At 56.5% G+C, this 22,492-nt stretch carries 19 protein-coding genes, 1 tRNA gene and 3 pseudogenes; 15 read left to right on the top strand and 8 right to left on the bottom strand.

Annotated features, from left to right (window positions below):
* Positions 1-639 precede the first annotated feature (639 nt).
* Genes yhhA through ACSFE6_RS00100 form a run of 4 tightly spaced genes read left to right on the top strand, consistent with a single transcriptional unit; the run spans position 640 to position 5,193 of the window.
* The gene (gene yhhA, locus ACSFE6_RS00115) at positions 640-822 is read left to right on the top strand and encodes a YhhA family cyclophane-containing RiPP (RefSeq protein ID WP_435425750.1); all 183 of its coding nucleotides are present in this window, start codon (positions 640-642) and stop codon (positions 820-822) included.
* Positions 823-831: 9 nt separating this feature from the next.
* Positions 832-3,006 (top strand): cyclophane-forming radical SAM/SPASM peptide maturase YhhB, encoded by a 2,175-nt coding sequence (yhhB, locus tag ACSFE6_RS00110; RefSeq protein WP_435425749.1) that lies wholly within the window; start codon positions 832-834, stop codon positions 3,004-3,006.
* On the top strand, positions 2,963-3,976 hold the full coding sequence (locus ACSFE6_RS00105; protein ID WP_435425748.1) for a hypothetical protein: 1,014 nt from the start codon (positions 2,963-2,965) through the stop codon (positions 3,974-3,976). The genes yhhB and ACSFE6_RS00105 overlap by 44 nt, the downstream gene beginning before the upstream one ends.
* Positions 3,961-5,193 carry a hypothetical protein gene (locus ACSFE6_RS00100; protein ID WP_435425747.1) on the top strand — a complete coding sequence of 411 codons (1,233 nt, stop codon included), beginning with the start codon at positions 3,961-3,963 and terminating at the stop codon, positions 5,191-5,193. The genes ACSFE6_RS00105 and ACSFE6_RS00100 overlap by 16 nt, the downstream gene beginning before the upstream one ends.
* 173 nt (positions 5,194-5,366) lie before the next feature.
* Here the strand turns inward: ACSFE6_RS00100 and ACSFE6_RS00095 are convergent, their stop codons facing one another.
* Positions 5,367-5,591: a hypothetical protein gene (locus ACSFE6_RS00095; RefSeq protein ID WP_435425746.1), complete on the bottom strand. Its 225-nt coding sequence runs from the start codon at positions 5,589-5,591 to the stop codon at positions 5,367-5,369.
* 702 nt (positions 5,592-6,293) lie between these two features.
* On the opposite strand from ACSFE6_RS00095, the gene ACSFE6_RS00090 reads away from it, so the two are divergent.
* The 4 genes and pseudogenes from ACSFE6_RS00090 (at position 6,294) to ACSFE6_RS00075 (ending at position 10,312) form a co-directional block, all read left to right on the top strand.
* Complete coding sequence (locus ACSFE6_RS00090; protein ID WP_435425745.1) at positions 6,294-6,734, top strand: CBS domain-containing protein; 441 nt, start codon at positions 6,294-6,296, stop codon at positions 6,732-6,734.
* Positions 6,735-6,886: 152 nt separating this feature from the next.
* Positions 6,887-7,498 (top strand): annotated as a pseudogene (locus tag ACSFE6_RS00085) (MCP four helix bundle domain-containing protein); the annotation flags it as partial.
* A 1,456-nt stretch (positions 7,499-8,954) separates the two neighbouring features.
* Positions 8,955-9,485, top strand: coding sequence for a hypothetical protein (locus ACSFE6_RS00080; protein WP_435425744.1), 531 nt, complete (start codon positions 8,955-8,957; stop codon positions 9,483-9,485).
* A 188-nt stretch (positions 9,486-9,673) separates the two neighbouring features.
* Positions 9,674-10,312 (top strand): HAD family hydrolase, encoded by a 639-nt coding sequence (locus ACSFE6_RS00075; protein WP_435425743.1) that lies wholly within the window; start codon positions 9,674-9,676, stop codon positions 10,310-10,312.
* Between the two features lie 174 nt (positions 10,313-10,486).
* Here ACSFE6_RS00075 and ACSFE6_RS00070 read toward each other — a convergent pair whose 3' ends face one another.
* The 3 genes and pseudogenes from ACSFE6_RS00070 to ACSFE6_RS00060 all read right to left on the bottom strand — a co-directional run bounded on the left by ACSFE6_RS00070 (position 10,487) and on the right by ACSFE6_RS00060 (position 12,052).
* Positions 10,487-10,990 (bottom strand): hypothetical protein, encoded by a 504-nt coding sequence (locus tag ACSFE6_RS00070; RefSeq protein WP_435425742.1) that lies wholly within the window; start codon positions 10,988-10,990, stop codon positions 10,487-10,489.
* 204 nt (positions 10,991-11,194) lie between these two features.
* A pseudogene (locus ACSFE6_RS00065) lies at positions 11,195-11,377 on the bottom strand (transposase); the annotation flags it as partial.
* Between the two features lie 584 nt (positions 11,378-11,961).
* Positions 11,962-12,052: transfer RNA gene (locus ACSFE6_RS00060), tRNA-Ser, on the bottom strand.
* A 254-nt stretch (positions 12,053-12,306) separates the two neighbouring features.
* On the opposite strand from ACSFE6_RS00060, the gene ACSFE6_RS00055 reads away from it, so the two are divergent.
* Positions 12,307-12,978 carry a Bax inhibitor-1/YccA family protein gene (locus ACSFE6_RS00055; protein WP_435425741.1) on the top strand — a complete coding sequence of 224 codons (672 nt, stop codon included), beginning with the start codon at positions 12,307-12,309 and terminating at the stop codon, positions 12,976-12,978.
* Between the two features lie 66 nt (positions 12,979-13,044).
* On the opposite strand, the gene ACSFE6_RS00050 is transcribed toward ACSFE6_RS00055, so the two are convergent.
* Positions 13,045-13,482, bottom strand: coding sequence for an Lrp/AsnC family transcriptional regulator (locus ACSFE6_RS00050; RefSeq protein WP_435425740.1), 438 nt, complete (start codon positions 13,480-13,482; stop codon positions 13,045-13,047).
* A 136-nt stretch (positions 13,483-13,618) separates the two neighbouring features.
* Here ACSFE6_RS00050 and ACSFE6_RS00045 point away from each other — a divergent pair, with 136 nt between their 5' ends.
* The gene (locus ACSFE6_RS00045) at positions 13,619-14,512 is read left to right on the top strand and encodes a DMT family transporter (RefSeq protein WP_435425739.1); all 894 of its coding nucleotides are present in this window, start codon (positions 13,619-13,621) and stop codon (positions 14,510-14,512) included.
* Between the two features lie 14 nt (positions 14,513-14,526).
* Here the strand turns inward: ACSFE6_RS00045 and ACSFE6_RS00040 are convergent, their stop codons facing one another.
* Positions 14,527-15,567, bottom strand: a complete 1,041-nt coding sequence (locus ACSFE6_RS00040; protein WP_435426013.1) for an FUSC family protein — start codon at positions 15,565-15,567, stop codon at positions 14,527-14,529.
* A 34-nt stretch (positions 15,568-15,601) separates the two neighbouring features.
* Positions 15,602-17,227, bottom strand: coding sequence for an NADP-dependent glyceraldehyde-3-phosphate dehydrogenase (locus ACSFE6_RS00035; protein WP_435425738.1), 1,626 nt, complete (start codon positions 17,225-17,227; stop codon positions 15,602-15,604).
* A 310-nt stretch (positions 17,228-17,537) separates the two neighbouring features.
* Between ACSFE6_RS00035 and ACSFE6_RS00030 the strand changes: the two genes are divergently transcribed.
* Positions 17,538-18,425, top strand: coding sequence for a Dyp-type peroxidase (locus tag ACSFE6_RS00030; RefSeq protein ID WP_435425737.1), 888 nt, complete (start codon positions 17,538-17,540; stop codon positions 18,423-18,425).
* 15 nt (positions 18,426-18,440) lie between these two features.
* Positions 18,441-19,409: a Gfo/Idh/MocA family protein gene (locus ACSFE6_RS00025; protein WP_435425736.1), complete on the top strand. Its 969-nt coding sequence runs from the start codon at positions 18,441-18,443 to the stop codon at positions 19,407-19,409.
* A gap of 23 nt (positions 19,410-19,432) precedes the next feature.
* On the opposite strand, the pseudogene ACSFE6_RS00020 reads toward ACSFE6_RS00025, so the two are convergent.
* Positions 19,433-19,510: pseudogene (locus ACSFE6_RS00020) on the bottom strand (outer membrane lipoprotein carrier protein LolA); the annotation flags it as partial.
* 126 nt (positions 19,511-19,636) lie between these two features.
* Between ACSFE6_RS00020 and ACSFE6_RS00015 the strand changes: the two are divergent.
* From ACSFE6_RS00015 to ACSFE6_RS00005, 3 genes are read left to right on the top strand one after another with little or no spacing between them, the layout of a single operon-like run.
* Positions 19,637-20,389, top strand: a complete 753-nt coding sequence (locus ACSFE6_RS00015; RefSeq protein WP_435425735.1) for a GntR family transcriptional regulator — start codon at positions 19,637-19,639, stop codon at positions 20,387-20,389.
* Complete coding sequence (locus ACSFE6_RS00010) at positions 20,386-22,116, top strand: fumarate reductase/succinate dehydrogenase flavoprotein subunit (RefSeq protein WP_435425734.1); 1,731 nt, start codon at positions 20,386-20,388, stop codon at positions 22,114-22,116. The genes ACSFE6_RS00015 and ACSFE6_RS00010 overlap by 4 nt, the downstream gene beginning before the upstream one ends.
* A 25-nt stretch (positions 22,117-22,141) precedes the next feature.
* The gene (locus ACSFE6_RS00005; protein WP_008060065.1) at positions 22,142-22,387 is read left to right on the top strand and encodes a 4Fe-4S dicluster domain-containing protein; all 246 of its coding nucleotides are present in this window, start codon (positions 22,142-22,144) and stop codon (positions 22,385-22,387) included.
* The last annotated feature ends 105 nt before the right edge of the window (positions 22,388-22,492 follow it).

The following is a 22,492-nucleotide window of genomic DNA, read 5'->3' as shown; positions in this document are numbered from 1 at the left end:
GTGTGGCTTTAACTAAATGAATGTTGTCCGACGTTGGCCGCGATATTGGAATCACTCGCATGAGTAAGTTCCTAGTTCATAAGCTCAGCGTCCTGCAGCGCAGATTTTGGTATTCACGTCATGTGTTCACAGCTGAACGTCTGTTTCTTCAAAACTTCCGCGCTCATCGCCTATAGCTTCAAGTCCTCATGCGACGGCGGATAATTTAGAGGCTCAAGCACGTTGGCTGTCGTTAGGTACTCATTGGATTGGGGCACCCAAGCGCATACGTCGCCTGTGTCCAAGCATGCGCCGTAGCGTTCGTTCAGCGGTCCGACTTTACGCTCGCTCTATTGGAGCGGCTCGTCGACGAAGGATGTGCAGATGATTCTCTCCTTGCGTTGAGGCTCGAGCACGATTTGGGGGTATGAATATTTAGTCTCGCGGTGCCGCTGCTCGTGCGTATCCTTGGCAATTTCATGCTGAAGCTATTATAAAGACCGAAATGTCGCCAAAAGCGTCGAAAGTATCTTTGTTGGTGCTTAAAATTTTTCACTAAGCATCTATTTATCCATTTTGTTACAAGCCGACAATAACCCTTGAAATACTTTGGATCCATCGGCCATGATAATGGCACTTCAACATGTCAAGGAGTCAGTGATGTCGTCTGCAGCAATCAAGATCCAAGAGTCGACTCAGTCGACGATCCGCCAAAGTCTGGCAAAAGGGCAGAGCACCAACCCAGCCATCCAGCGCCTGCGTTCGCGCGTGTTGACTGAGTCGGACGTCAGCCAGGTCATCACCAGTTACGATCGCATGCACCACCGCCACAATCGTTCGTGAGTCGCCTGCATGGACGCTGCTAAGTTCTCGTCGTTTTTGGTAAAAGTGGCATCGCGGTGCAACCTCGATTGCGATTATTGTTACGTCTACCACCACGCGGATCAGAGTTGGCGCTCCATGCCTAAATTTCTCTCTGCCGAACATCGCGAGGCATTCGCCCGCCAGCTCGCGGAGTATGTGATTCAGAGTGACCTGAAGCACTGCACAGTCATTCTGCATGGTGGCGAGCCCTTGCTGGCAGGAGCCCAAACACTTGCAAACTTTGCGGGCCTTCTTCGCCAAACCTGTTCCATTCCTGTGGATGTCAGCCTGCAAACAAATGGCTTGCTATTGACCGACGAGGCCCTGGATATCCTTGCCAAGGCTGACGTCGGTGTTTCCCTCAGCCTTGATGGGCCAAAGTCCGCAAACGACAAGCACCGCTTGACCCGGAAAGGGCGCTCCAGCTTTGCGCAGACGGAGCAGGCGCTCACGCGCCTGCAGCAGTATCCGTCGATCTTTGCGGGCGTCATTGCGGTGGTAGACGCTTCGACCAGTGCGTCCGAGCTGTTTGAATATTTCGATCAGTTCAATATTCCACGCTTGGATTTTCTGTTACCGGACGCTCATTGGCTTCGCCCACCTCCGGGACGGAACCAAGACCCTGGGCTGTACGAAAATTGGCTGGTCAATGCGTTTGATGTCTGGTTCGACCAGTATGCTCATATCCCCCTGAGAACGTTTGAAGCCTTGCTCGATGTCTGTGCAGGGCTGCCTTCTGGCACCGATGCATTTGGTTTTGGCGATGTGAGTTTGTTATCGATTGAAACGGATGGTAGCTATCACGATCTTGACGTTTTAAAGGTGACGCAGGATGGAGCAACCAAGCTCAATGGAACCGTGTCTGACACGTCCATTATCGAGGTGGCGCGTTCGCCCTCCATCGAGCAGCATCGACGCCATCTGCGCAAAGACGGTCTGTCAGAGACTTGTCAGTCGTGTGCAATCGTAGATATCTGTGGCGGCGGCTCACTCCCTCACCGCTTCGGCGAGAATGGCTTCGCTAATCCTACGGTCTACTGTAGCGAGATGAAGCGCCTGGTCTCGCATATCAGCAATCGTTTAGAGGAACATCTTTCCAGCGAAGCGCCTGGGGAGGTTCTGGAGCCTCTCCCCGACACGTTCGAGCTGTCTCGCTTCGAGCTGGCAGAGACATCTGAGCCGCATTTGAGCTGGCTTTGTGTCGGTGCAAGGGATGACGCGGTGCAACGTCTTCATGAGGCGTTGGACTTGTTCCCAAAAGACAGTCGGGCAGCGCAACTTAAATCGATGCATGACGTCACCTTCGAACATGTGGCGCTCCATCCTGGTGCCATTGCATGGTCAAGTGCGGCAGTAGCTCAGAACCGTGGGCATGCTTTGTTGGCGGTGGATGGTCAGGCCATTACAGTCAGTCCGGCCTACCTGGATATGCTGATTGCAGTTGCTGGCCAGAAAACGGATAGCGTTGAACTCGATGTTGGCCGCGATGACCTCTGGCTGAGGGCTCCGTTCGGTGAGGCTATTATCTTTGAAAGCGATGAACTTGCGGACGCCGGACGGACGCTTGTCGAACGAGCCATGGATATTGTCAAGGCCTGGCGTCCAGAACTTGCGGCTGAGATTTTTACGGCGTGCAGAGCTGTCCAATTCGTTCGCGACCCCACCGCGGATCCTCGCAAGATCGTGTCATTCAGTGACAACTCCGTTCCCGGGGCACTCTACGTGTCGATTTCTCAGGGTGAGGGGTTGATTGACCCTTACGACCTCGCAGACTCACTGATCCATGAACATCGTCACCAGAAACTTTACCTGTTGGAGAGATCCGCGCCGACCGTGGAGCGTACATCCGTCCAAGTCGTTTCCCCATGGAGAGAAGACCTGCGTCCACCATCGGGACTGCTCCATGCAGTTTTCGTTTTTGTAGAGCTCAGACGTTTTTGGATGTATGTACGTGATCACGGGCCAGTAAGCCTTAACTCGCGTGCGGTTAATCAGATTGCTGATACCGATCTGCACTTGAAGCAGGCGTTTGCCACACTGAAGGAATGCCCGTTGACGCAGATGGGTCTGAGCCTTGTTGACGTATTGAGCCGTGCCGCCAAGGAAGGGACAGAATCCTATGAGTTCGCCGATCACCATCCCGCTGTACCGACTGTCGCTTGATCCGCAGCAAAGACACGCTCAGCTTCGAGACTATTTCTGCGACAAGGATGCGGTTGCCAGTCAGGTCGACGACCTATGGGCATTGACGCTGGGTTGGTCGGATGACCCATATCGTTATGTCGACCCCCGGCTCAATGAGGGCCTTTCGTGGTGGGGCGGTGATCTTCGCTATCAGGATATGTCGGTGGCTCGTAAGCGAAACGGTCGAGTGCTGTTATCGCTGAATGATACTTGGACACTCGAGAGTTGGAGTGAGTGGCTGGCTAAGAACCCGTATCATGCGGACATCACTGTGCTCCATGTGGATGATCATAAGGATCTGGGAGCACCCCGACTTTTCGAACGCCCTGAAGGCTGGTTCGATCCCATCGAAGAGCAAGCCATGAATCTTCATCAGCCCAACACCGTGACGAGTGCGATCATGAGTGGCGCGTTGGGAATGGGGAGTTTCTTGACGCCCTTCCTTCATTACGCCCCCACCACTGATGTACGTCACCTTTGCCAAGGCCCCAAATGCACCGGGACGGTCGATTCAGCGATCAAGCTGGAGTCATTCGCAGATACGCTGCTCAGTCCCTCTGAGCACCGTCCTGGGATCTCGCTGATCCCTGACGGAAAAGGGGTAGGTCGAGGGCGATATCGGTTCACCGATGACCTGGAAGATTGGCTTGAGGGGCTTGAAGGGAATAAGTGCGCCATCCTGCTTCACATTGACATGGATTACTTCTGCAACCGGTACGACGGAGACAGTGATTCTGTCGAACATCCAGGCCCTTTGAACGGCCCGTTGCCAGACGTGTTGAATCGAATCGACGAGCTCACCCACGCATTACATCGGCACAGCCTGGTGAATCGTCTCGCGGACATCGTAATAGCTTTTTCTCCAGGCTTCTTTCCGGCGGAGTTTTGGGCTCAAAGTTGCGATCGCCTCCTTTTCGGCTTGGGAGAGTCACCATGGCTCGATCGTTGAGTAGTTCGAGGCCAAAAGCAGCAAAGCGGCAGACACTCAAACCTGCGGCAGTAAAAGCCAAGTCAAAGTTGGGTCCAGTTGCCGCAGACGCTATCGAGTTGGTCGCAACCCCAGGGTCGCGTGAGCGAGGAGGTGGGCCAGGAGGAGAGGCTTGGATCATATTGGCAGATGGCAAGCGGGCAGGTAGCGCTTACATCAACATGGTCGATGATTCGATCCGAGGTCGTCATCCATCCTTTCACGTATTTCTGAACAGGCCCAGCCAGGGCAGGCAGATCGGTCGCATGGCCTATCAGCGTTGCTGTGCGCTCAGCCAATACGATGTCGTCTATGCTCATATGCGCAAATCCAATACCGCATCGCGCAAGGCGGCTGAGCATGCGGGCTTTATCGACGCGACTGCTCCTGAGGATTCTCAGCTTGTGTTGGTTTGGCGTAGGCAGTCCTCTGGGACGGCCGATGAGCAGTCGGTTAGTGCTGGGAGCGAGTGTATAGACGGTGAAAATGAAATCCCATCGCAGGTGCTTGACGGCAGTCACCACGAGGTTGAACTGCCCACGGATCTGGCTAACGACATAGTCGAGAGTCCTATGAGTTCGATCGAGTTAGATTTTGACGAGAAAAATGATGACGTACTCATTTGGAATGGGCAGGTGGTCATGTCGCGTACCGAAGAGGAGTATTTCAAGGCCCTGTTTCTGCGACTTGCTTACCTCAAACCGACTACCGTGCTGGAAATTGGTTTCGGGCTAGGCATCTCGGCCAGCCTCATTCAGGAGCATATGAAACCTGCCCGGCACGATATTTTTGAGATCGAGAAGGCCGTCTATAAAGACCTGGAGCGTTTTTCTGAGGCAAATCCGTCTGTGCACCCGCACTGCGGAGATTGGAAACAGTCCACTATCGATCAACAATACGACTTCATATTTTTTGACCCGTTTGATTACTCACCGAACGAGCAGGGTGCTGAGGAGGATCGTGCCGATACCGCTGGGCGCATGAAGCTTCTCCTGAATCCTAGCGGTGTTCTTTGTCACCCACATTTTGGCGATGGCGATGTACCTGATCTGCCAGGTTTCACAACAGTCATCGTCGAACGCCTCAAGGTTTCGCCTATCAGAATGGCCGATGAAACGTTCTGCGAAGATGTGGCCATTGTTTTTCATCAGCCGGTAGGCAGTGAACAACGTTTAGAGTTTCGGATTAACGGGTTATGAGGTAAGCGAAGGTCGCCCAAGCGTTGTCGTTAGCAGCAGCGTGTTCACGTTGACTCAGTGGCCGCTGTCGGGTGTGACTGGAGGTGGGGAGTTTGGCTTCGTTGAGCTTGCTGCATAGCGGTTAAGATTTTTTGATGCCGCGAGTGGTGATCTCCCTATGACACCCATCACGCTCAACGATGTAGGCTGAGATCCAGCATCGCCGGGACTAAATTCACGGTGGGAAGAGGGGGCTTGTAGTTGTCAATGATCGGCTCAAGTTGACGAAGGATTTTATCCCCGTTTAGCTCTTCCTCGCTCAACACCGTTTTGTAGAGAGCATCGAAACCCGTTGTAGCAACGGTGTATCGTCCTTGTCCTGATCGGCTCATGTCTCCGAACATTGCAAGGGCAGCCAAGTAACATTTCCCGCCAACCCTTAGGGCAAGCGGCGTCAGGCATGCAGCTTCGAACGGCTCGTGTGCCTCGTCGAACCTAAAGGTGAGATTTGCCCCAAGGCTCTGGTATGTGTTTGTTCATCCGTACGCCGCATATCTAACTGGTGCGCCTTGAGGGAGGCAGCATGGAAGGTGCTGGGACTAGCAATATGGATTGCTAGAAATGGGCTTGAATATTCACGAGCTATGGAGTCGACCGGTACATGCACTTTTTTAAAGCGCCATGCATAACAACGTGCACCAGACGGAAGCGGCACAATGGACTTTCGCCTCCAAAAGCTCAAGCGTCTCAATTTGCACCTGTGGCAATTGGCTTTCTCGGGAAGTCTACTCACCCTCACTGAAACTCACCTGGATCGCCGTCGCCGTGACAACCATCTCCAGCTCGAGAGCCTGGACTTGCACACAGAATGAAGTCTCTCTGCTGCCGAATGGCACAAAGGCTGCAAGGCTCACATCAGATTCACCTGCAACGTGCTCCTCAGGACAGCCCCCTCGGTCAACGACGATCGATTGGCCGAGCAGGACATGAGTAACATGGGAGCATCAGGCAGGAAAGTCTGGTGTTAACACTGTAAAAGAACAGGCAAAGACGCCTGGAACCGAAGGGTTTCAGGTGTTTTTTTTTGGCTTTTTTAACCGTAACGGGTTTCGGGGGCGTGTATGAAAACAGCCGCACAATTGCTGAAACTGAAGGTCATGCAAAACCAGCAAGTACATAGCATCGCACCGGATCAGATGGTGCTTGAAGCGCTGAAGATGATGGCTGAAAAGAATGTGGGGGCTCTACCCGTGATAGAAGAGGGGCGGGTGGTTGGCGTTATCAGCGAACGCGACTATGCGCGCAAGGTCGTTCTGCAGGGCCGCTCTTCGGTCGGTACGCCGGTCAGGGCCATCATGAGCGCGCCCGTCGTGACGGCAGACAGTCGGCAGAGCATCGAGCGTTGCATGGTGGTCATGACCGACAGTCATCTGCGCCACTTACCGGTGGTGGAGGGTGATCAACTGATCGGCCTCTTGTCGATTGGTGATCTGGTGAAAGAAGCCATCGTCGAGCAGGCCGACCTGATCCGGCAACTGGAACACTATATCCGTGGGCACTGAAGCGACCAGGGGTAGGGCGGATGCCGGGCTCACAGGCACATTAAGTTTTCCAGTGTGCTACCCCTCGGGCGGGTATTAATCAGGGAGCAATTGGTATGGCCAAGTTAAGTACGACACGACGTATCGCCATTGGTTTTGCAATTGCACCATAGGTGCTGACAGGCCTGACGTTTTATGCGTTGCACGATTTGGCAACGCTTAAAGAGCAGGCAATGGTGATCGTCAAACAGGACTGGCCGAAAATTGATCCGATCCTGGCCATTGCCACCGGTGTGCGGGACAACGGCAGGAACACCAGGGATTTGCTGATCGACAAAGAGAATCAGCAAGCGCAGCAGGCCATCGATGCCACTAAAAAACGCATCAGCCAGGCATTTGAGACGCTTGAGCCGTTGTTCGATTCAGCGGATGGCAAGGCCGCCTATGTTGCCCTGAAAAAGAATCGCGAGGCTTACGTCTCCGCGTTCACCCAGTTGCAGGTGTTGATCAGGCAAGGCGCTTTTGATGCCGCGATAGCGCAGTTGAAACAGCACGTCATCCCCGCCGAACAGCAGGTTTATAAAAGCCTGGATGCCCTGATGACGCTGCAAGGGCAGATCTTTGCCGATCGTGAAAGGTCGGCACAGGCCCTGTACAACGATGCGCGACTGAACATGTTGGGGTTGCTTGTGTTCTGCCTGGCCTCGGTCATCGCCGCTGCGGTCATCGTAACGCGTAGTGTCACCCGACCTTTGGGTGGAGAGCCCGATGATGCTGCCCGGGTATTCGCGCTGTTCAGTGGCCAAAACAACCCTGTTGATGTCCTATGCAAATGCCTTCTGGAAGTGGCTTGCGCGTGGGACTCAGTTGTCGGTGCTGAGAGTCTTCCAGCCGTAAAGTGGCGCGATTTCACGCTCACTGCTCTGGAGAGGGTCGTCGAGGATGGCACCGCCGCCAACGGACTAGCCGCGTTGAGGTTTTAGCACGATCTTGGCGTTTAGTATGTGGGGCAATGAGTGTGAGCGGTGGCCTGTTTGCAAGCTCTTAAGGGCGCACTACGGTACCTAGAGCCCCATTTTCTACTCACGCCTAGATTTACAACCCTCACTGGATGGCGGTGGCTCAAAATCCAGACGGTTAGTACTGTTAGTCGATTTCGTGCTCGGATAGGGTAGTTGCGACGGTGCGAGGTATTTGATTACAAACCCAAATCCATTTCGAGTTTCGCAACCACCAGGTGTTCAGGTAGCCACTCTGCAGGACACCAATCCAATGCTGCTAAGGTGAGCGTATGCCATATCGTTAGCTGGATGCGCAGTGCGTTATATTCCTCATGTACAAACATGGCCTTGTAAGGCTTCAGTACCTGTTTCAAAACCAGCATGACCCCGCGAGGGTAGCGTCCACGACCCCTTCTGTCCGCTATGGGGATATATCGAAAGCAATCGTGGGGTTGAAAGTGTTTCTCCTTGACTACTTTTGCCAATCTCGCCCGAAGCGCCTTCTTGCTCATCCGAGACGCTAATGTCCACCAAATGAATTCGACGTCCGTGAGCTCCCAGCCGTCAGGCGGATAGTCCTCGTAGTCATCGTATTCGGCAAATGGCAGAGGGCGGTTCGGGCGCGGCCATGGGCGGGCAGGTTGGCCAGGAGTGAGGTGGCTCGGGGGGGTGTTGGTCATGTGCGGCTTTGGTGTCAAACAGTAGGGGGAGTACTAAAACTGATGCGGTCGAGGAGGGCAACCAGATTCTGTGAAAATAATGACTAATCAGATTCTAGCCTTCGTCTAAGCAGTCATGCTTCTGCTTCGCGTGTGCAGAGGTAGACCTGGCTATCAAAGGTTGGTGGCCAGCCCAGCGTTATTGGGTGCTGATGATGCTGGAAAACTTCGCCTTCGTATTCGACATCGAATTGTCCTGATGGCTCCCAGCAGCGTTGCAGGGGGTTGCTGAGAGTGGCTTAGGGGAGGCAGGCATCAAGAATCTAGCGAGGGCCTAAGGATGATTCCAAGCATCGAAAGTCGCCGTGCCATATATCTCAGATATTCGAGAAGCGGAAATCTGTGAGTTTCCTATGAACAGTTCATCAGCATCGCTCGGCTCAAGCGGTGGTTCTCAGTCAGCTTACGCTCGGGGCGGAGTCGTGGGCGCAATTGCCCTGAAATTCTGCAACCGTAAGAGCAGAGGCTAATTTTCGCTTACTATCTGTTGATCACGCAAACTGGCATGGAGCTTCAAAGTAGTGGAAGAAGACCTCATCAGCGATTTTGGGTATTGTCCCGCTCCTCAGTCTTCTCAGTCTCCTCGTCGGGTGAAGTTCTTCGTTGATATGCCTATCGAGATGTACCTGCAGCCTCACGTTGTCAGTGACATTTTGATTGAAGGGGCCTTTAAGCAGGACTTTACCTACCAGGTGACGGACTCAATCTGGTCATTGGCGGGCTCTCACCTCTGCGAGATGCACTTGATGGAGGTGTTCCAGGAAGCCATCGCGGGACTCGAAATTCAGTTTCTGTTCAAGCGGTATCCGCATTTATACCACAGGCCCACCATGGCATTCGCGGCGTTTGATGGCAAAAACAACCCCGTTGAAGTTCTATGTAAATGTCTTCTTGAGGCGGCCTATGCTTGGGAGCCAGCGGCCGTTGCTGGGCCCCCTCCAGTCGTAAAGTGGAGTGACTTCACGCTCGCTCTGTTGGAGAGGCTCGTCGACGATGGCCACGCTGACGATGAGCTTCTCGCGTTGAGGCTACAGCATGATTTGGGTGTCTAGTATTGTGCTTTCTCATGCAGGTTTGAGAGTAAACGTTCCCCTCAGGGTTTAGGCTTGGGGCAACCCTTCAATAGTCTGATGTTTTCATCAGTCCCAGTGGGTTAGACGAGACTGCCTTCCAACATAGCGGTGAATCCAAGCGATTTGCCTATTCCACAGGCCGGGTATCGCGATCAGGCAGGCAATACATGATTTCAGCGGTCGTTTTTGACGTATTTGGCACTGTGCTAAATCTCAAACATAAGCTCCACCCCTTTAAGCAATTACTGAAGGAGGGAAGTGTTTCCGGGCGCCATCCCAGTTCAGAAGATGTTCGATTGCTCATGACTAACCCTTGGAGCCTCGCCGAGGCGGCAGATCATCTCGGTATCACCATTTCCCCGCGCCGACTTCAGGTCATCCAGGGTGATCTGGAGCGTGAACTTGTATCCATCAGTCCATTTGCGGATGGGCTCGAAGCCATAGCGATGCTCCGCGCGGAAGGGGTGCGTGTGGGGATTTGTTCGAACCTCTGCGAGCCTTATGGGGAAGCGGTGCTCTATAAGCTACCTGGTTTGGACGGTCACGCTTTCAGCTACCAGGTTGGAGCGATGAAGCCTGATGTCGAAATCTATCAAACTATCTGTGGTTCCCTTGGTGTCGCCTCAGGCCATCTTTTCGAGGACGGTTTTGAGCAGATTGCGATGGTGGGTGACTCTCCCAAATGTGACAGGGATGGACCTAGGGCGGCAGGCATGCTCGGTTTTCATTTAGATCGAAGTGGAAGTGGGGCGATTCGAGACCTCGTGCAGTTCGCACAACTGGTCATTGAGTCGAGGGAGCAGTGACCCGCAAAATCGAGCCGATAACATATTCACGACGACGTAAAGAATTGCTGGCTATCAGCTACTCGGTAGCTTCTTCAGTTCTTCTGCAACTGCGCATGCTCTGAGTGATCAAAAAACTCAGGCTTAGGTCAGTCGACCTGCTGGCAGTTCAAAGATCCTCCTGTCGCTACGTTTCTATGACTTCATTATAAGTTGCGGCCGAGGAGGGCTCCCCACAGAGATCGCCACTCTGAACTCAAATGGTTCGTCGTAAGGTGCGAGCTTTGATACCCAGTTGACGACTTCGTCGTTCCAGCCAGAATCGCAAAAATCGATACTGGGCCAATAGTTGTGGAATTCGTCGTAATCCAGATTCGTTGCAGCGGCCCGCTCTTCGCCACCAACAATGCACCAGGCAGCATACATGCGGATTTTCCAGTTTGGAGCCGACAGCAGGTGTACTGGATCGTAGTAGTCGAAACCTAACGCATCAACTTCGACACCAAAACCTAAAATGGCTCCAATCGTATTTGCAGCGTTAGAGTCATCTCCAACTATTGCATCCGCCCATCCACACAGATGCCCAAGTGCTTGGAATCTACTGAGCTTCCTACTTTCTTTCTTCTCTACCGTGCGGGTACAAATCCGAGCGTCGTTGGGGACTTGGACCGCGTGCAGGTTGCATTTCTCTTGGGGCATGAAGGGTGTCCTTTTTTGTTATTGTTTTTTTCAGCATGCCGATGGAGCAATCCACAGTTCAAGCCCTTCCACGATTATGGCTCTGACTTTTAGCTCTGCCGGGGATCCGTGTGAAACAGCGGCCCTTGAGGTCTACCACGCTGCTCGTAAGCCATGCCCAATGCGTTGATCACCAAGTCCGAGTCCGTTTTGAGCGCCTAGCCCAGCTTTGCTCTGCGGAGTAACTCCGTTGCGCGCTTGCTGGAGTTGGTTAACCCAGCGACGCAACACGGACTCGATCACCCCAAGCGAAAGACTGGCGTCGATATGGCTATAGCCCTGATCGAGCACGAGGCCTGTGGCCTCGCGTTTGAGTTCAGCGGAAAAAGAACGACGTTGCTTGGTCATCGGGCAACTCTATCTGGCGAGCATTCTCGCCTAGATGTATAGATCCGGCCTGCAGTATCTACGACAAGAAATCTCATACATTCCGGGCGGAGTGACTGAAAGCTGCATGCAGTCCAAGCAAAGGCGTTGGAAGCAAGAACCTTTTTTCGGGGGTAAATCCTGTGGCGGATACAGAGTCAGCGGTGTCGCCGCCCCTGTTTTCTTGGGGGGCTAATATGTAGTCACGAGCCGATGATGCTTGGCGCGAAGCGGTGCTGCTCGTAAGTGAGGCGCTTGGAGTGGTGACGATTGAGGGCGGCTAGGACGGCCTTTAACCAGTTGTGGCAGTCCGAAAATCTCAATGGCGGTCAGCGGGCTCGCGGAAAAATGCGCCCGGGGTGTGAGGGGAGCCAAGTGTGCAACTGGCTTTTTCCGAGGCACAAAGCATGCAACAGTGTGCAACAGTGTGCATCCAGCTCAGTTGCATTCTATGAGGGTGGGGGCTTGTTGCGGAAGCAAACGTCTGGAAGGCCCGCCTTTCAAGGAAATTACAGGCATAAAAAAAGGACTTAAAAATCGCTAAGTCCTTGATTTATAAGGGTCTGTGGCGGAAGGCCAGGGATTCGAACCCTGGGTGCGGGATTAGCGCACGCTGGTTTTCAAGACCAGAGCTTTAAACCACTCAGCCAACCTTCCGAAGGGGTGTTGCTAGGGGAGATATAACGCTGCAAGTGTGCAACTGGAGAGTACCTTAGATAAGAACTCATGGACCTGTTACAGTCGACGGTTTTCAAGACCGTTGCCTTAAACCACTCGGCCACACCTCCGTTGTTGTTGCGGGCGCCATAATACCTGAATGAAACACACTGTCAAACTCTCTGCATAGCTTGTTACAGAGCGTCTGTTATGATCTTTGCGACTGAACGTTACAAACCAACAGGAGTGTCGCCATGCGCGAACAGGATTACGCAGTTAATAACAGCTTGCAGGCTGAGCAGCTAGAGGTTAGCCGCGTCCTGCGAAACACATACGGCTTGCTCGCTCTAACCCTCGCATTCAGCGGTTTGACCGCCTATGTTGCCCAGCAGATGCGTGTCGGCTACCCGAACATTTTCGTGGTGCTGATCGGGTTCTACGGCCTGTTCTTCCTCACCAACAAACTCCGTGACTCCGCCTGGGGCCTGGTGTCGGCATTTGCCCTGACCGGTTTCATGGGTTTCCTGCTCGGCCCGATCCTCAACCGTTACCTGGGCATGCAGGGCGGCGCTGAAGTGGTCAGCTCGGCCTTCGCGATGACGGCACTGGTGTTCGGCGGTCTGTCGGCCTACGTGCTGATCACCCGCAAGGACATGAGCTTCCTCGGTGGTTTCATTACCGCGGGCTTCTTTGTCCTGCTCGGCGCGACGCTGGCCAGCTTCTTCTTCCAGATCAGCGGCCTGCAACTGGCAATCAGCGCAGGTTTCGTGCTGTTTTCCTCGGTGTGCATCCTGTTCCAGACCAGCGCCATCATTCACGGCGGCGAGCGTAACTACATCATGGCGACCATCAGCCTGTATGTATCGATCTACAACCTGTTCGTCAGCCTGTTGCAGCTGTTCGGCATCATGGGGCGCGATGACTGATCGTCAGCCTTGAAATGAAAAACCCGCTTCGGCGGGTTTTTTCATGCCTGCGATTTGTTGGCGCGGCTAAGCCATCGGCGGCAATCGCCGTTTGACCGGGGTTTTCTTGACGATCGCGGTATTGGTTTCAGCGTGGGTGTTGAGGCGGTCGAGCAGGGTGTCCAGCTGCTCCATCGAACGTACATGCAGGCGTGCGATGAAACAGTCATCGCCGGTCACCTTGTCGCATTCGGTGAATTCGGGAATGGCCATGATTTGCCGTTCCACCTCCTGTAATTGGCCTGGCAGCGGGCGAACACGCACGATGGCCTGGAGCTGATAGCCGAAGCACTTCGGGTCGATTTCGACGGTATAGCCCTTGAGCACGCCACGCTCCTCCAGGCGACGCAGGCGCTCGGCAACGCTGGGCGAGGACAGGCCGCTGAGGTTCGCCAGGGCCTTGAGCGAGCGCCGCGAGTCTTCCATCAAGGCGGTGATCAGCACTTGGTCGATGTCGTCGGTCATGGCGAAAACCTCTATTAGGTAATTACTCGAAATTGCCTTGATAAAAAAGGCATATTCCGAGTTTAGCCTGATTTTTGCGCTGGAGAAGCCCTGTCTCCGATGGGCATACTTTGCCCACTCACAGAGGAGTCTGAAGATGGACAAGACCATACGCCGCGGCTCGTTCGAAATGACCGCCGCCATGCTGATCTCCGGGACTATTGGCTGGTTTGTGCTGGTGTCCGGGCAGCCGGTGCTGGACGTGGTGTTCTGGCGCTGCCTGTTCGGTGCAGGCACCTTGCTGCTGATTTGCGCCGCATTCGGCTTCCTGCGCCCCGGTATTCTGACCCGCACAACGTTCCTGTTGGCCGTGCTCAGCGGTGTGGCGATTGTCGGTAACTGGGTGCTGCTGTTCGCGTCCTACTCCCGCGCTTCGATTGCCATCGGTACCGCCGTCTACAACGTGCAGCCCTTCATGCTGGTGGGGCTGGCGGCGGTGTTCCTCAATGAGAAAGTCACGGTGCAGAAACTGGCCTGGCTGGGCGTTTCGTTCCTCGGGATGCTGGCGATTGTCAGTGCCCACGGAGGGCAGGGCGAGAGCGGAAATCAATACCTGATTGGCATCGTGCTGGCATTGGGTGCGGCGTTCCTCTACGCGATTGCCGCGTTGATCATCAAGCGCCTGACCGGTACGCCGCCGCATCTGATTGCGCTGATTCAGGTCAGCACCGGCGTGCTGTTGCTTGCACCCTTCGCGCATTTTTCGGCGTTGCCGCAAGCGCCAAGCGCCTGGGCCAGCCTGGTCACGCTGGGTATCGTGCACACCGGCGTCATGTATGTGCTGTTGTATGGCGCTATCCAGAAGCTGCCGACTGTGTTGATCGGGGCTCTGTCGTTCATCTATCCGATCGCAGCGATTTTCGTCGACTGGTTCGCCTTCGGCCACCGCCTGGAACTGCTGCAATGGATAGGTGTAGCCGCGATTTTGCTGGCCGCTGCCGGGATGCAACAAGGGTGGACCCTGAAGTTTCGGCGGACGGTGACACCGTAACCCGGATAGAGGTATCAGATGTTCCAGTGTGGCGCGGTGTTGGCCAGTCGCTGGCGCATCTGGCCAATGTTGCCCGCCAGCTGTTGAGTCAATAAGCGGTAACCGTCCAACGCGTTGTAGACCGGCACATCGAGGCTGACGACAGGCAATGCCATCGGCCGACTCAGTCGCTGGGTGGCGCCGGACTTCAGCGCCCGCGCCATGCCGATCAGCTGCACCCGTATCAGACGGTGCTCTGCCTTCATTGCCGATTGCAGGTTAGCCATGGCATCAGGGTTACTGGCGTCCGGCCGGGTATTGCCAAGGATCTCCAGGGTGCTGACACACAGGCGCAGGTGGCGCTGAATGGCATCGAGTTCGGTCATTGAAATCTTCACCTCCTTGGATACCGAAGGCATCAATGAACGCAGTTGCACCATCACCGCATTGAGGCGACCCATCAGCATGAGATGTTCGTCGGCAGTGACGGGTTGCCCGTTGATAATGCGCCCGTAGACTGATGCGCAGTCGCGCAACGCATCGGCCAGGTTGTAACGCCAGGAATAGACGGCGTAGAGCGGCAGGGCGAAGGAAAAGGCCAGGGCCAGCGCAATGCCAATGAGGATGTCCACCCCGCGCCACAGCCCGTCTGTGACCGGATTGTCGCCATGGCCGGCGACGATAAATACGGTAATGGCGGCCAGCAGTGCGGTGTAGCCGCCTTTGCCAATGGCGTGATACGAGAAGAAACCGCAAATCACCGCCATGGCGAAATAAGTCAGCCACGGCATACCGAGCCATGCTTGCTGCGCCACCAACACCAAACCGATGGCCGCGCCGACCAGGGTTCCAATGGCCCGTTCAGCGGCTTTCTTGCCAATATTGCCGTGGTGCTGCAAGCCGCCGATTACCACCAGCATCGTCACCGACGCCCATTCGCCGTGGGGCAAATGAATGCCGGTGGTCAGCAGGATGGTCGCCAGCAACCCCAGTGATACGCGTACTGCGTGAATCACCCGGGCATGGCGATAGCGCTGGTACGGATCCAGCAGTGGACGCAATATCCGCCGCATCAGCGGCGGTAATCGATGGGTGCTCAGGCCGGGCTCCTCAGAAGATGTAGTCGGTGGTCAGGAAGCTCGAACTGCGATTGCTGATGATCTCGCTGATCAGATCCTTGTTGGTCTCCTGGAATTTGGTCGCCACCAGCGTGCGGATCGAAAACACCCGCAAGGCGTCATGCACCGACAAGGTGCCCTCGGCGGAATTTTTGCGGCCATTGAACGGGTAGGTGTCCGGACCACGCTGGCATTGGGCGTTGAGGTTGATGCGACCGACCTGGTTGGCGAAAGTGTCCACCAGCCGTCCGACCGCCACCGGGTTGGTGCCGAAGAGGCTCAATTGCTGGCCGAAATCCGACTCCAGGACGTAGTCGATCACTGTGTCCAGATGGCGGTACGGCACGATCGGCACCACCGGGCCGAACTGTTCTTCCTGGTAAACACGCATCTGTGGGGTCACCGGGTACAGGACAGCCGGGTAGAAGAACGACGCGCGCGCCTCGCCGCCATGGGGGTTGACCACCTTCGCGCCTTTGCCGACCGCATCGGCCACCAGCGCGTGCAGGTAATCGACCTTGCCCGATTCCGGTAGGGGCGTCAGGGCCACGCCGCTGTCCCAGGGCATGCCGGGTTTGAGCGTGGCCAGTTTGGCGTTGAACTTCTCGATGAAGGCGTCGACCACGTCTTCGTGGACAAACAGGATCTTCAATGCGGTGCAACGTTGGCCGTTGAACGACAGGGAACCGGTGAGCGCTTCGGTGACAGCGTTATCCAGATCCACCTCAGGCAGGACGATGCCGGGGTTTTTCGCATCCAGGCCCAGCGCTGCGCGCAGGCGGTGAGGGCGCGGGTGCAGTTTCTTCAGGTCGCTGGCGGCCTTGTTGGTGCCGATGAACGCAAAGATATCGATCTTGCCGCTGGCCATCAGTGCGCTGACGGTTTCGCGTCCGCTGCCGTAGATCACGTTGATCACCCCGGCCGGGAAGCTGTCGCGGAAGGCCTCCAGCAGCGGGCGAATCAACAGCACGCCAAGTTTGGCCGGCTTGAACACCACGGTATTGCCCATGATCAGCGCCGGGATCAACGTGGTGAAGGTTTCGTTCAACGGATAGTTATAGGGGCCCATGCACAACGCCACGCCCATTGGCACGCGTCGGATCTGGCCGAGGGTGTCCTGCTCCAGTTCGAAGCGGCTGGAGCGGCGGTCGAGTTCTTTCAAGGCGTCAATGGTGTCGACGATGTAATCGCAGGTGCGATCGAACTCTTTTTCCGAATCCTTGAGGTTTTTACCGATTTCCCACATCAGCAGCTTGACCACTGCCTCGCGCTGATCGCGCATGTGCTTGAGAAAGGTTTCGACATGATGAATACGTTCGGCAACGCGCATGGTTGGCCACAAACCCTGGCCGCGGTCGTAGGCACGCACGGCGGCGTCGAGGGCGGTCAATGCGGTGTCGGCATCCAGCAGCGGTGTGCTGCCGAGGATGACTTGTTCATCGCCTGCCGTGCCGCTCAGATACACCGGGCTGCGTACGGTGGCGAGGGCGCCGGGCCAGGTTTTCAGGACGCCGTCGACCAGGTATTCACGCTGTTCGATCTGGCCGTCGAGGCGGTATTGTTTCGGGATGCTGCCGGCCTCGGGAAACAGGTTGCCCAGGAAGTCTTCTGTGCTCATGTCGCTACCTCATAAGAGTTGTCCGCCACAAACCTGTAGGAGCGAGCATGCTCGCGATGGTCGTCAACGATGACGCGGGCTGTCTGGTTTCCCGCGTTGCCTGGGCCTCCATCGCGAGCATGCTCGCTCCTACAGGGGGCGGGGGCGCAATATTTGTAGGTTTCCCGATGGTCATCGAGCGGTAATGGGCAGAGTAGAGGGGTTGAGGGTCTGGATCTTGTGTCTCTAGCGTAGACCGCAATCTTTGACCTCGCCGCACACAACCGCCGATCCCGGAGTTAAACTTCGCGTTCTTTCTGAAGGAGTTCACATGAGTCACTACCAGCCGGGCATTCTCGCCACCCCCGTTCCGCCTCAAGCCCGTCATATGTTCTTCGCCCTCGAATCCGTTGCCGAACTGCCGGCCGCGCTCGACAAGCTGACGCAACTGGTGGATGGCACCTCGGCTGTGGCGGGTTTCGGTGAATCGCTGGTCAAGGCCTTGGGCGCCAATATCGAAGGGCTGCGTACCTTCCCGGCATTGACGGGCGTAGGCGTGAATAACCCTTCGACGCAACACGCGCTGTGGTGTTGGCTGCACGGTACCGACCGTGGCGAATTGCTCAATCGCAGCAACGCACTGGCCGCCGCGCTGACCCCGGCCCTGCGCCTGGTGCAAGTGACCGAAGGTTTCCGCCATCGCGACGGCCATGACCTGACCGGCTACGAAGACGGCACCGAGAACCCCCGCGACGAAGCCGCAGCAGCTGCCGCGCTGGTGGGTGAGGGCGCCGAAGGCATGGTCGGCGGCAGCTTCGCCGCGATCCAGCAGTGGCAGCATGACCTCAAGCGTTTCCACGCGATGCCATCCCACGAAACCGACGACATCATGGGCCGTCGCCTGAGCGACAACGAAGAACTCGACGACGCCCCGATCTCCGCCCACGTCAAGCGCACCGCCCAGGAAAGCTTCGCGCCCGAGGCGTTCATCGTCCGTCGTTCGATGCCATGGATCGAAGACGACCGTGCCGGCTTGATGTTCCTCGCCTTCGGCTTCTCCCTCGATGCCTTCGAAGTGCAGCTGCGGCGCATGAGCGGCCTGGAGGACGGCGTCACCGATGGCTTGTACCGCATCAGCCGGCCGATCACCGGCGGCTACTACTGGTGTCCGCCGCTGAAAGACGGTCGACTGGACTTGCGTGCCCTGAACATCCGCTGACTATCGGAGAAGTCCATGAACGTGGTGCGTTGGGGCTTGATCGGTTGCGGCAGCGTGGCCGAGCGCAAGAGCGGACCGGCCTTCTACAAGGCGCCTGGCTCGGCACTGGTTGCAGTCATGGGGCGGCGCCTGGACGCGGTCAGCGACTATGCCGTGCGTCATGGCATCGCCCGGGTCTACACCGATGTCGATGCCTTGATCAACGATCCTGATATCGACGCGGTGTACATCGCCACGCCCCCCGACAGTCATCACGCGTATGCCTTGAAAGTGGCCGCGGCAGGCAAGCATTGCTGCGTCGAAAAACCGATGTCGCTGAATGCCGGGCAAAGCCGGGCAATGCAAAAGGCTTTTGCCGATGCCGGACTGCACTTGTTCGTGTCCTACTATCGACGTTCGTTGCCGCGCTTCCAGCAGGTGCGGCAGTGGCTGGAGGAAGGGCGGATCGGCGAAGTCCGGCACCTGACCTGGACGCTAACCAAAGCCCCGTCCCCCGTCGATCTTGGTGGTGCGGATAACTGGCGTACCGATCCGTCGATTGCCGGCGGCGGTTACTTCGCCGATCTCGCCAGTCATGGTTTCGACCTGTTCCAGTATCTGTTGGGCGATATCGTCGAAGTCGCCGGGTTCACCGCACGACAGGCCGGTTTGTATGCCGCCGAAGACGCCGTCAGCGCCAGTTGGCGGTTTGCTGGCGGGGCGCTAGGGATGGGGTGCTGGAATTTTGTCTCCGACCGTCGCGACGACCGGGTCGAGGTGATTGGCAGCAAGGGGCGGATTAGGTTTTCGGTGTTTGACGAGCAGCCGGTCGAGTTGCATGCCGATGAACAGCTCAGCCTGACCATCGCCCATCATGAGCACATCCAGTGGCATCACGTATTGGGCATGAACGCTCATATTCGCGGCGAAGCGCGGCATCCTGCGGTGGCGGAAGAGGCGTTGAAGACCGATTGGGTGATGGACCAAATCCTCAAACGTCATTAAAACATCACTACCTGCCGCAACCCTGTAGGAGCGAGCTTGCTCGCGATAAACCTGAGAGCACCGCGGGGCATCAGGTGTCCAGCGTTATCGTTAACGACCATCGCGAGCAAGCTCGCTCCTACAGGGTATTGCGCTGCGCATCTAACCTTATGCCCAAACAATATTTCTCAGGCCCTTTGTTAGAACTTTAAGATCACGTCATAACTCGTTATGACAAGTGATCCCAGATGACCGATAACGTTCTCTCTTTAAGTAGCGTCCCGCTGCACACCCAGCTACGTGACGTGCTGCGCGCCCGCATCCTCGACGGCCAATACCCGCAAGACAGCCAGATGCCTTCCGAAAGCGAACTCGGCGCATTGTTCAAGGTCAGCCGCATCACCGTGCGCCAGGCCCTCGGCGATCTGCAAAAGGAAGGGCTGATCTTCAAGATCCACGGCAAGGGGACCTTCGTCGCCAAGCCCAAGACCTTCCAGAACGTCAGCACCCTGCAAGGCTTGGCCGAGTCCATGACCGGTCGCGGTTATGAGGTGATCAACCGCCTGCGCAGTTTCAAGTTCATCGCTGCCGATAAGCTGGTCGCCGAGCGTTTGCAGGTGGCCGAAGGCGAGACCGTGGCGCAGATCAAGCGAGTGCGTTTGATCAACCGCGAGCCGATTTCGCTGGAAATCACCTACCTGCCCAAGGCCATCGGCGAGCGTCTGGAGAAGGCCGACCTGGTGACCCGCGACATTTTCCTGATCCTGGAAAACGACTGCGGCCTGGCCCTCGGACACGCCGACCTGGCCATTGACGCGGTGCTGGCCGACAGCGACCTGACCCAGGCGTTGAACGTCGAAGCCGGCTCGCCGATCATGCGCATCGAGCGTCTGACCCATGACGCCGCTGGCCAGCCGCTGGACTTCGAGCACCTTTACTACCGTGGCGATGCCTTCCAGTACCGCCTGCGGATCGACCGGCAAAAAGGGGAGCAGGCATGACTCGAGCCACGTTGGAGCAGGAATACGACATCGTCGTGATCGGCGGCGGCACCGCCGGTCCCATGGCGGCGATCAAGGCCAAGGAACGCAACCGCGATCTGCGGGTGTTGTTGATTGACAAGGCCAACGTCAAGCGCAGCGGCGCGATCAGCATGGGCATGGACGGCCTGAACAACGCAATCATTCCCGGACACTCCACGCCCGAGCAGTACACCAAGGAAATCACCATCGCCAACGACGGCATCGTCAACCAGGCCGCGGTGTATGCCTACGCCACCCACAGCTTCGAAACGATCGAGCAACTGGACCGTTGGGGCGTGAAGTTCGAGAAGGACGAGACCGGTGATTACGCGGTGAAGAAGGTCCATCACATGGGCGCCTATGTGCTGCCGATGCCGGAAGGGCATGACATCAAGAAAGTCCTGTACCGCCAGTTGAAGCGGGCGCGGGTCAGCATCACCAATCGCCTGGTCTGCACCCGGTTGCTCAAGGACGAAGAGGGCGCGGTCAATGGTGTGATGGGCTTCGATTGCCGCACCGCCGATTTCCATGTGATCAAGGCCAAGGCCGTGATCCTTGCCTGCGGCGCCGCCGGGCGTCTGGGCCTGCCGTCCTCGGGTTATCTGATGGGTACTTACGAAAATCCGACCAATGCCGGCGACGGCTACGCCATGGCCTATCACGCCGGCGCTGAGCTGGCGAACCTGGAATGCTTCCAGATCAACCCGCTGATCAAGGATTACAACGGCCCGGCCTGCGCCTACGTCACCGGCCCCCTGGGCGGCTACACCGCCAACAACAAGGGCGAGCGCTTCATCGAGTGCGACTACTGGAGCGGGCAGATGATGTGGGAGTTCCACCAGGAACTGGAGAGCGGTAACGGTCCGGTGTTCCTCAAGCTCGATCACCTGGCCGAGGAAACCATCCAGAACATCGAGGAGATCCTGCACAGCAACGAACGCCCCAGTCGCGGCCAGTTCCACGCCAATCGCGGCACCGATTACCGCACGCAGATGGTCGAGATGCACATCTCCGAGATCGGTTTTTGCAGCGGGCACTCGGCGTCCGGGGTGTGGGTCAACGAGCGTGCGGAGACGTCGGTCAAGGGTTTGTACTCGGCCGGTGACATGGCGGCGGTGCCGCACAACTACATGCTCGGCGCGTTTACCTACGGCTGGTTTGCCGGAACCAACGCAGCGGATTTTGTCGTTGGGCGCGGGTTTTCCGCGCTGGATATCGAACAGATTGAAACCGAAAAACAACGGGTCTACGCACCGTTGGACCGCGAACACGGCCTGCCACCGGCCCAGGTCGAATACAAGCTGCGGCGCTTCGTTAACGACTACCTGCAACCGCCGAAAGTGACGAAGAAGATGCAGATCGGCCTGCAACGCTTCAGCGATATCCAGCACGACCTCGATCAAATCAAGGCCCACAACGCCCACGAACTGATGCGCGCCATGGAAGTCAGCATGATCCGCGACTGCGCGGAAATGGCGGCCCGCGCTTCGTTGTTCCGCGCTGAAAGTCGCTGGGGGCTGTACCACTACCGGGTTGACCACCCACAGCGCAACGACAGCGACTGGTTCTGTCATTGCCACCTGAAGAAGGACGAAAACGGTCAGATGAGCAGCTTCAAGAAAGCTGTCGAGCCTTACATCATTCCGCTGGATGCCGAAGAAATGCAGGCCTACGACCGGCTGCGTGTCGGCGCCTTTGCGGCCTGAGCCCTACCCACGGAGAGACCGCGAAATGGCCTATCAACCCCAGGAAATCTTCTTCCGTTCCAACGCACCGGTCACGGTCGACGAGGATCTCTGCATCGCCCACAAAGGCTGCACCGTGTGCGTCGACGTCTGCCCGATGGACCTGCTGGCCATAAATCCGGCCACGCAAAAGGCCTACATGGCGTTCGATGAATGCTGGTACTGCATGCCCTGTGAAAAGGACTGCCCGACGGGGGCGGTGAAAGTCGATATCCCTTATTTGCTGCGTTGACTGACAGGACGCTATCGGTGGCAAGACAAACCCCACCAGGATTTCTCGTGGGAGGGAGGGTTCCCCACAACCAACAAAACCATGGGAGGCTGTTTTCCCTTGACG

The organism is Pseudomonas baetica, from assembly GCF_051216495.1.
GTDB lineage: Bacteria > Pseudomonadota > Gammaproteobacteria > Pseudomonadales > Pseudomonadaceae > Aquipseudomonas > Aquipseudomonas baetica_B.
The sequence above is the reverse complement of the archived record's forward strand: the minus strand, read 5'-3'. Positions and strand labels throughout refer to the sequence as shown.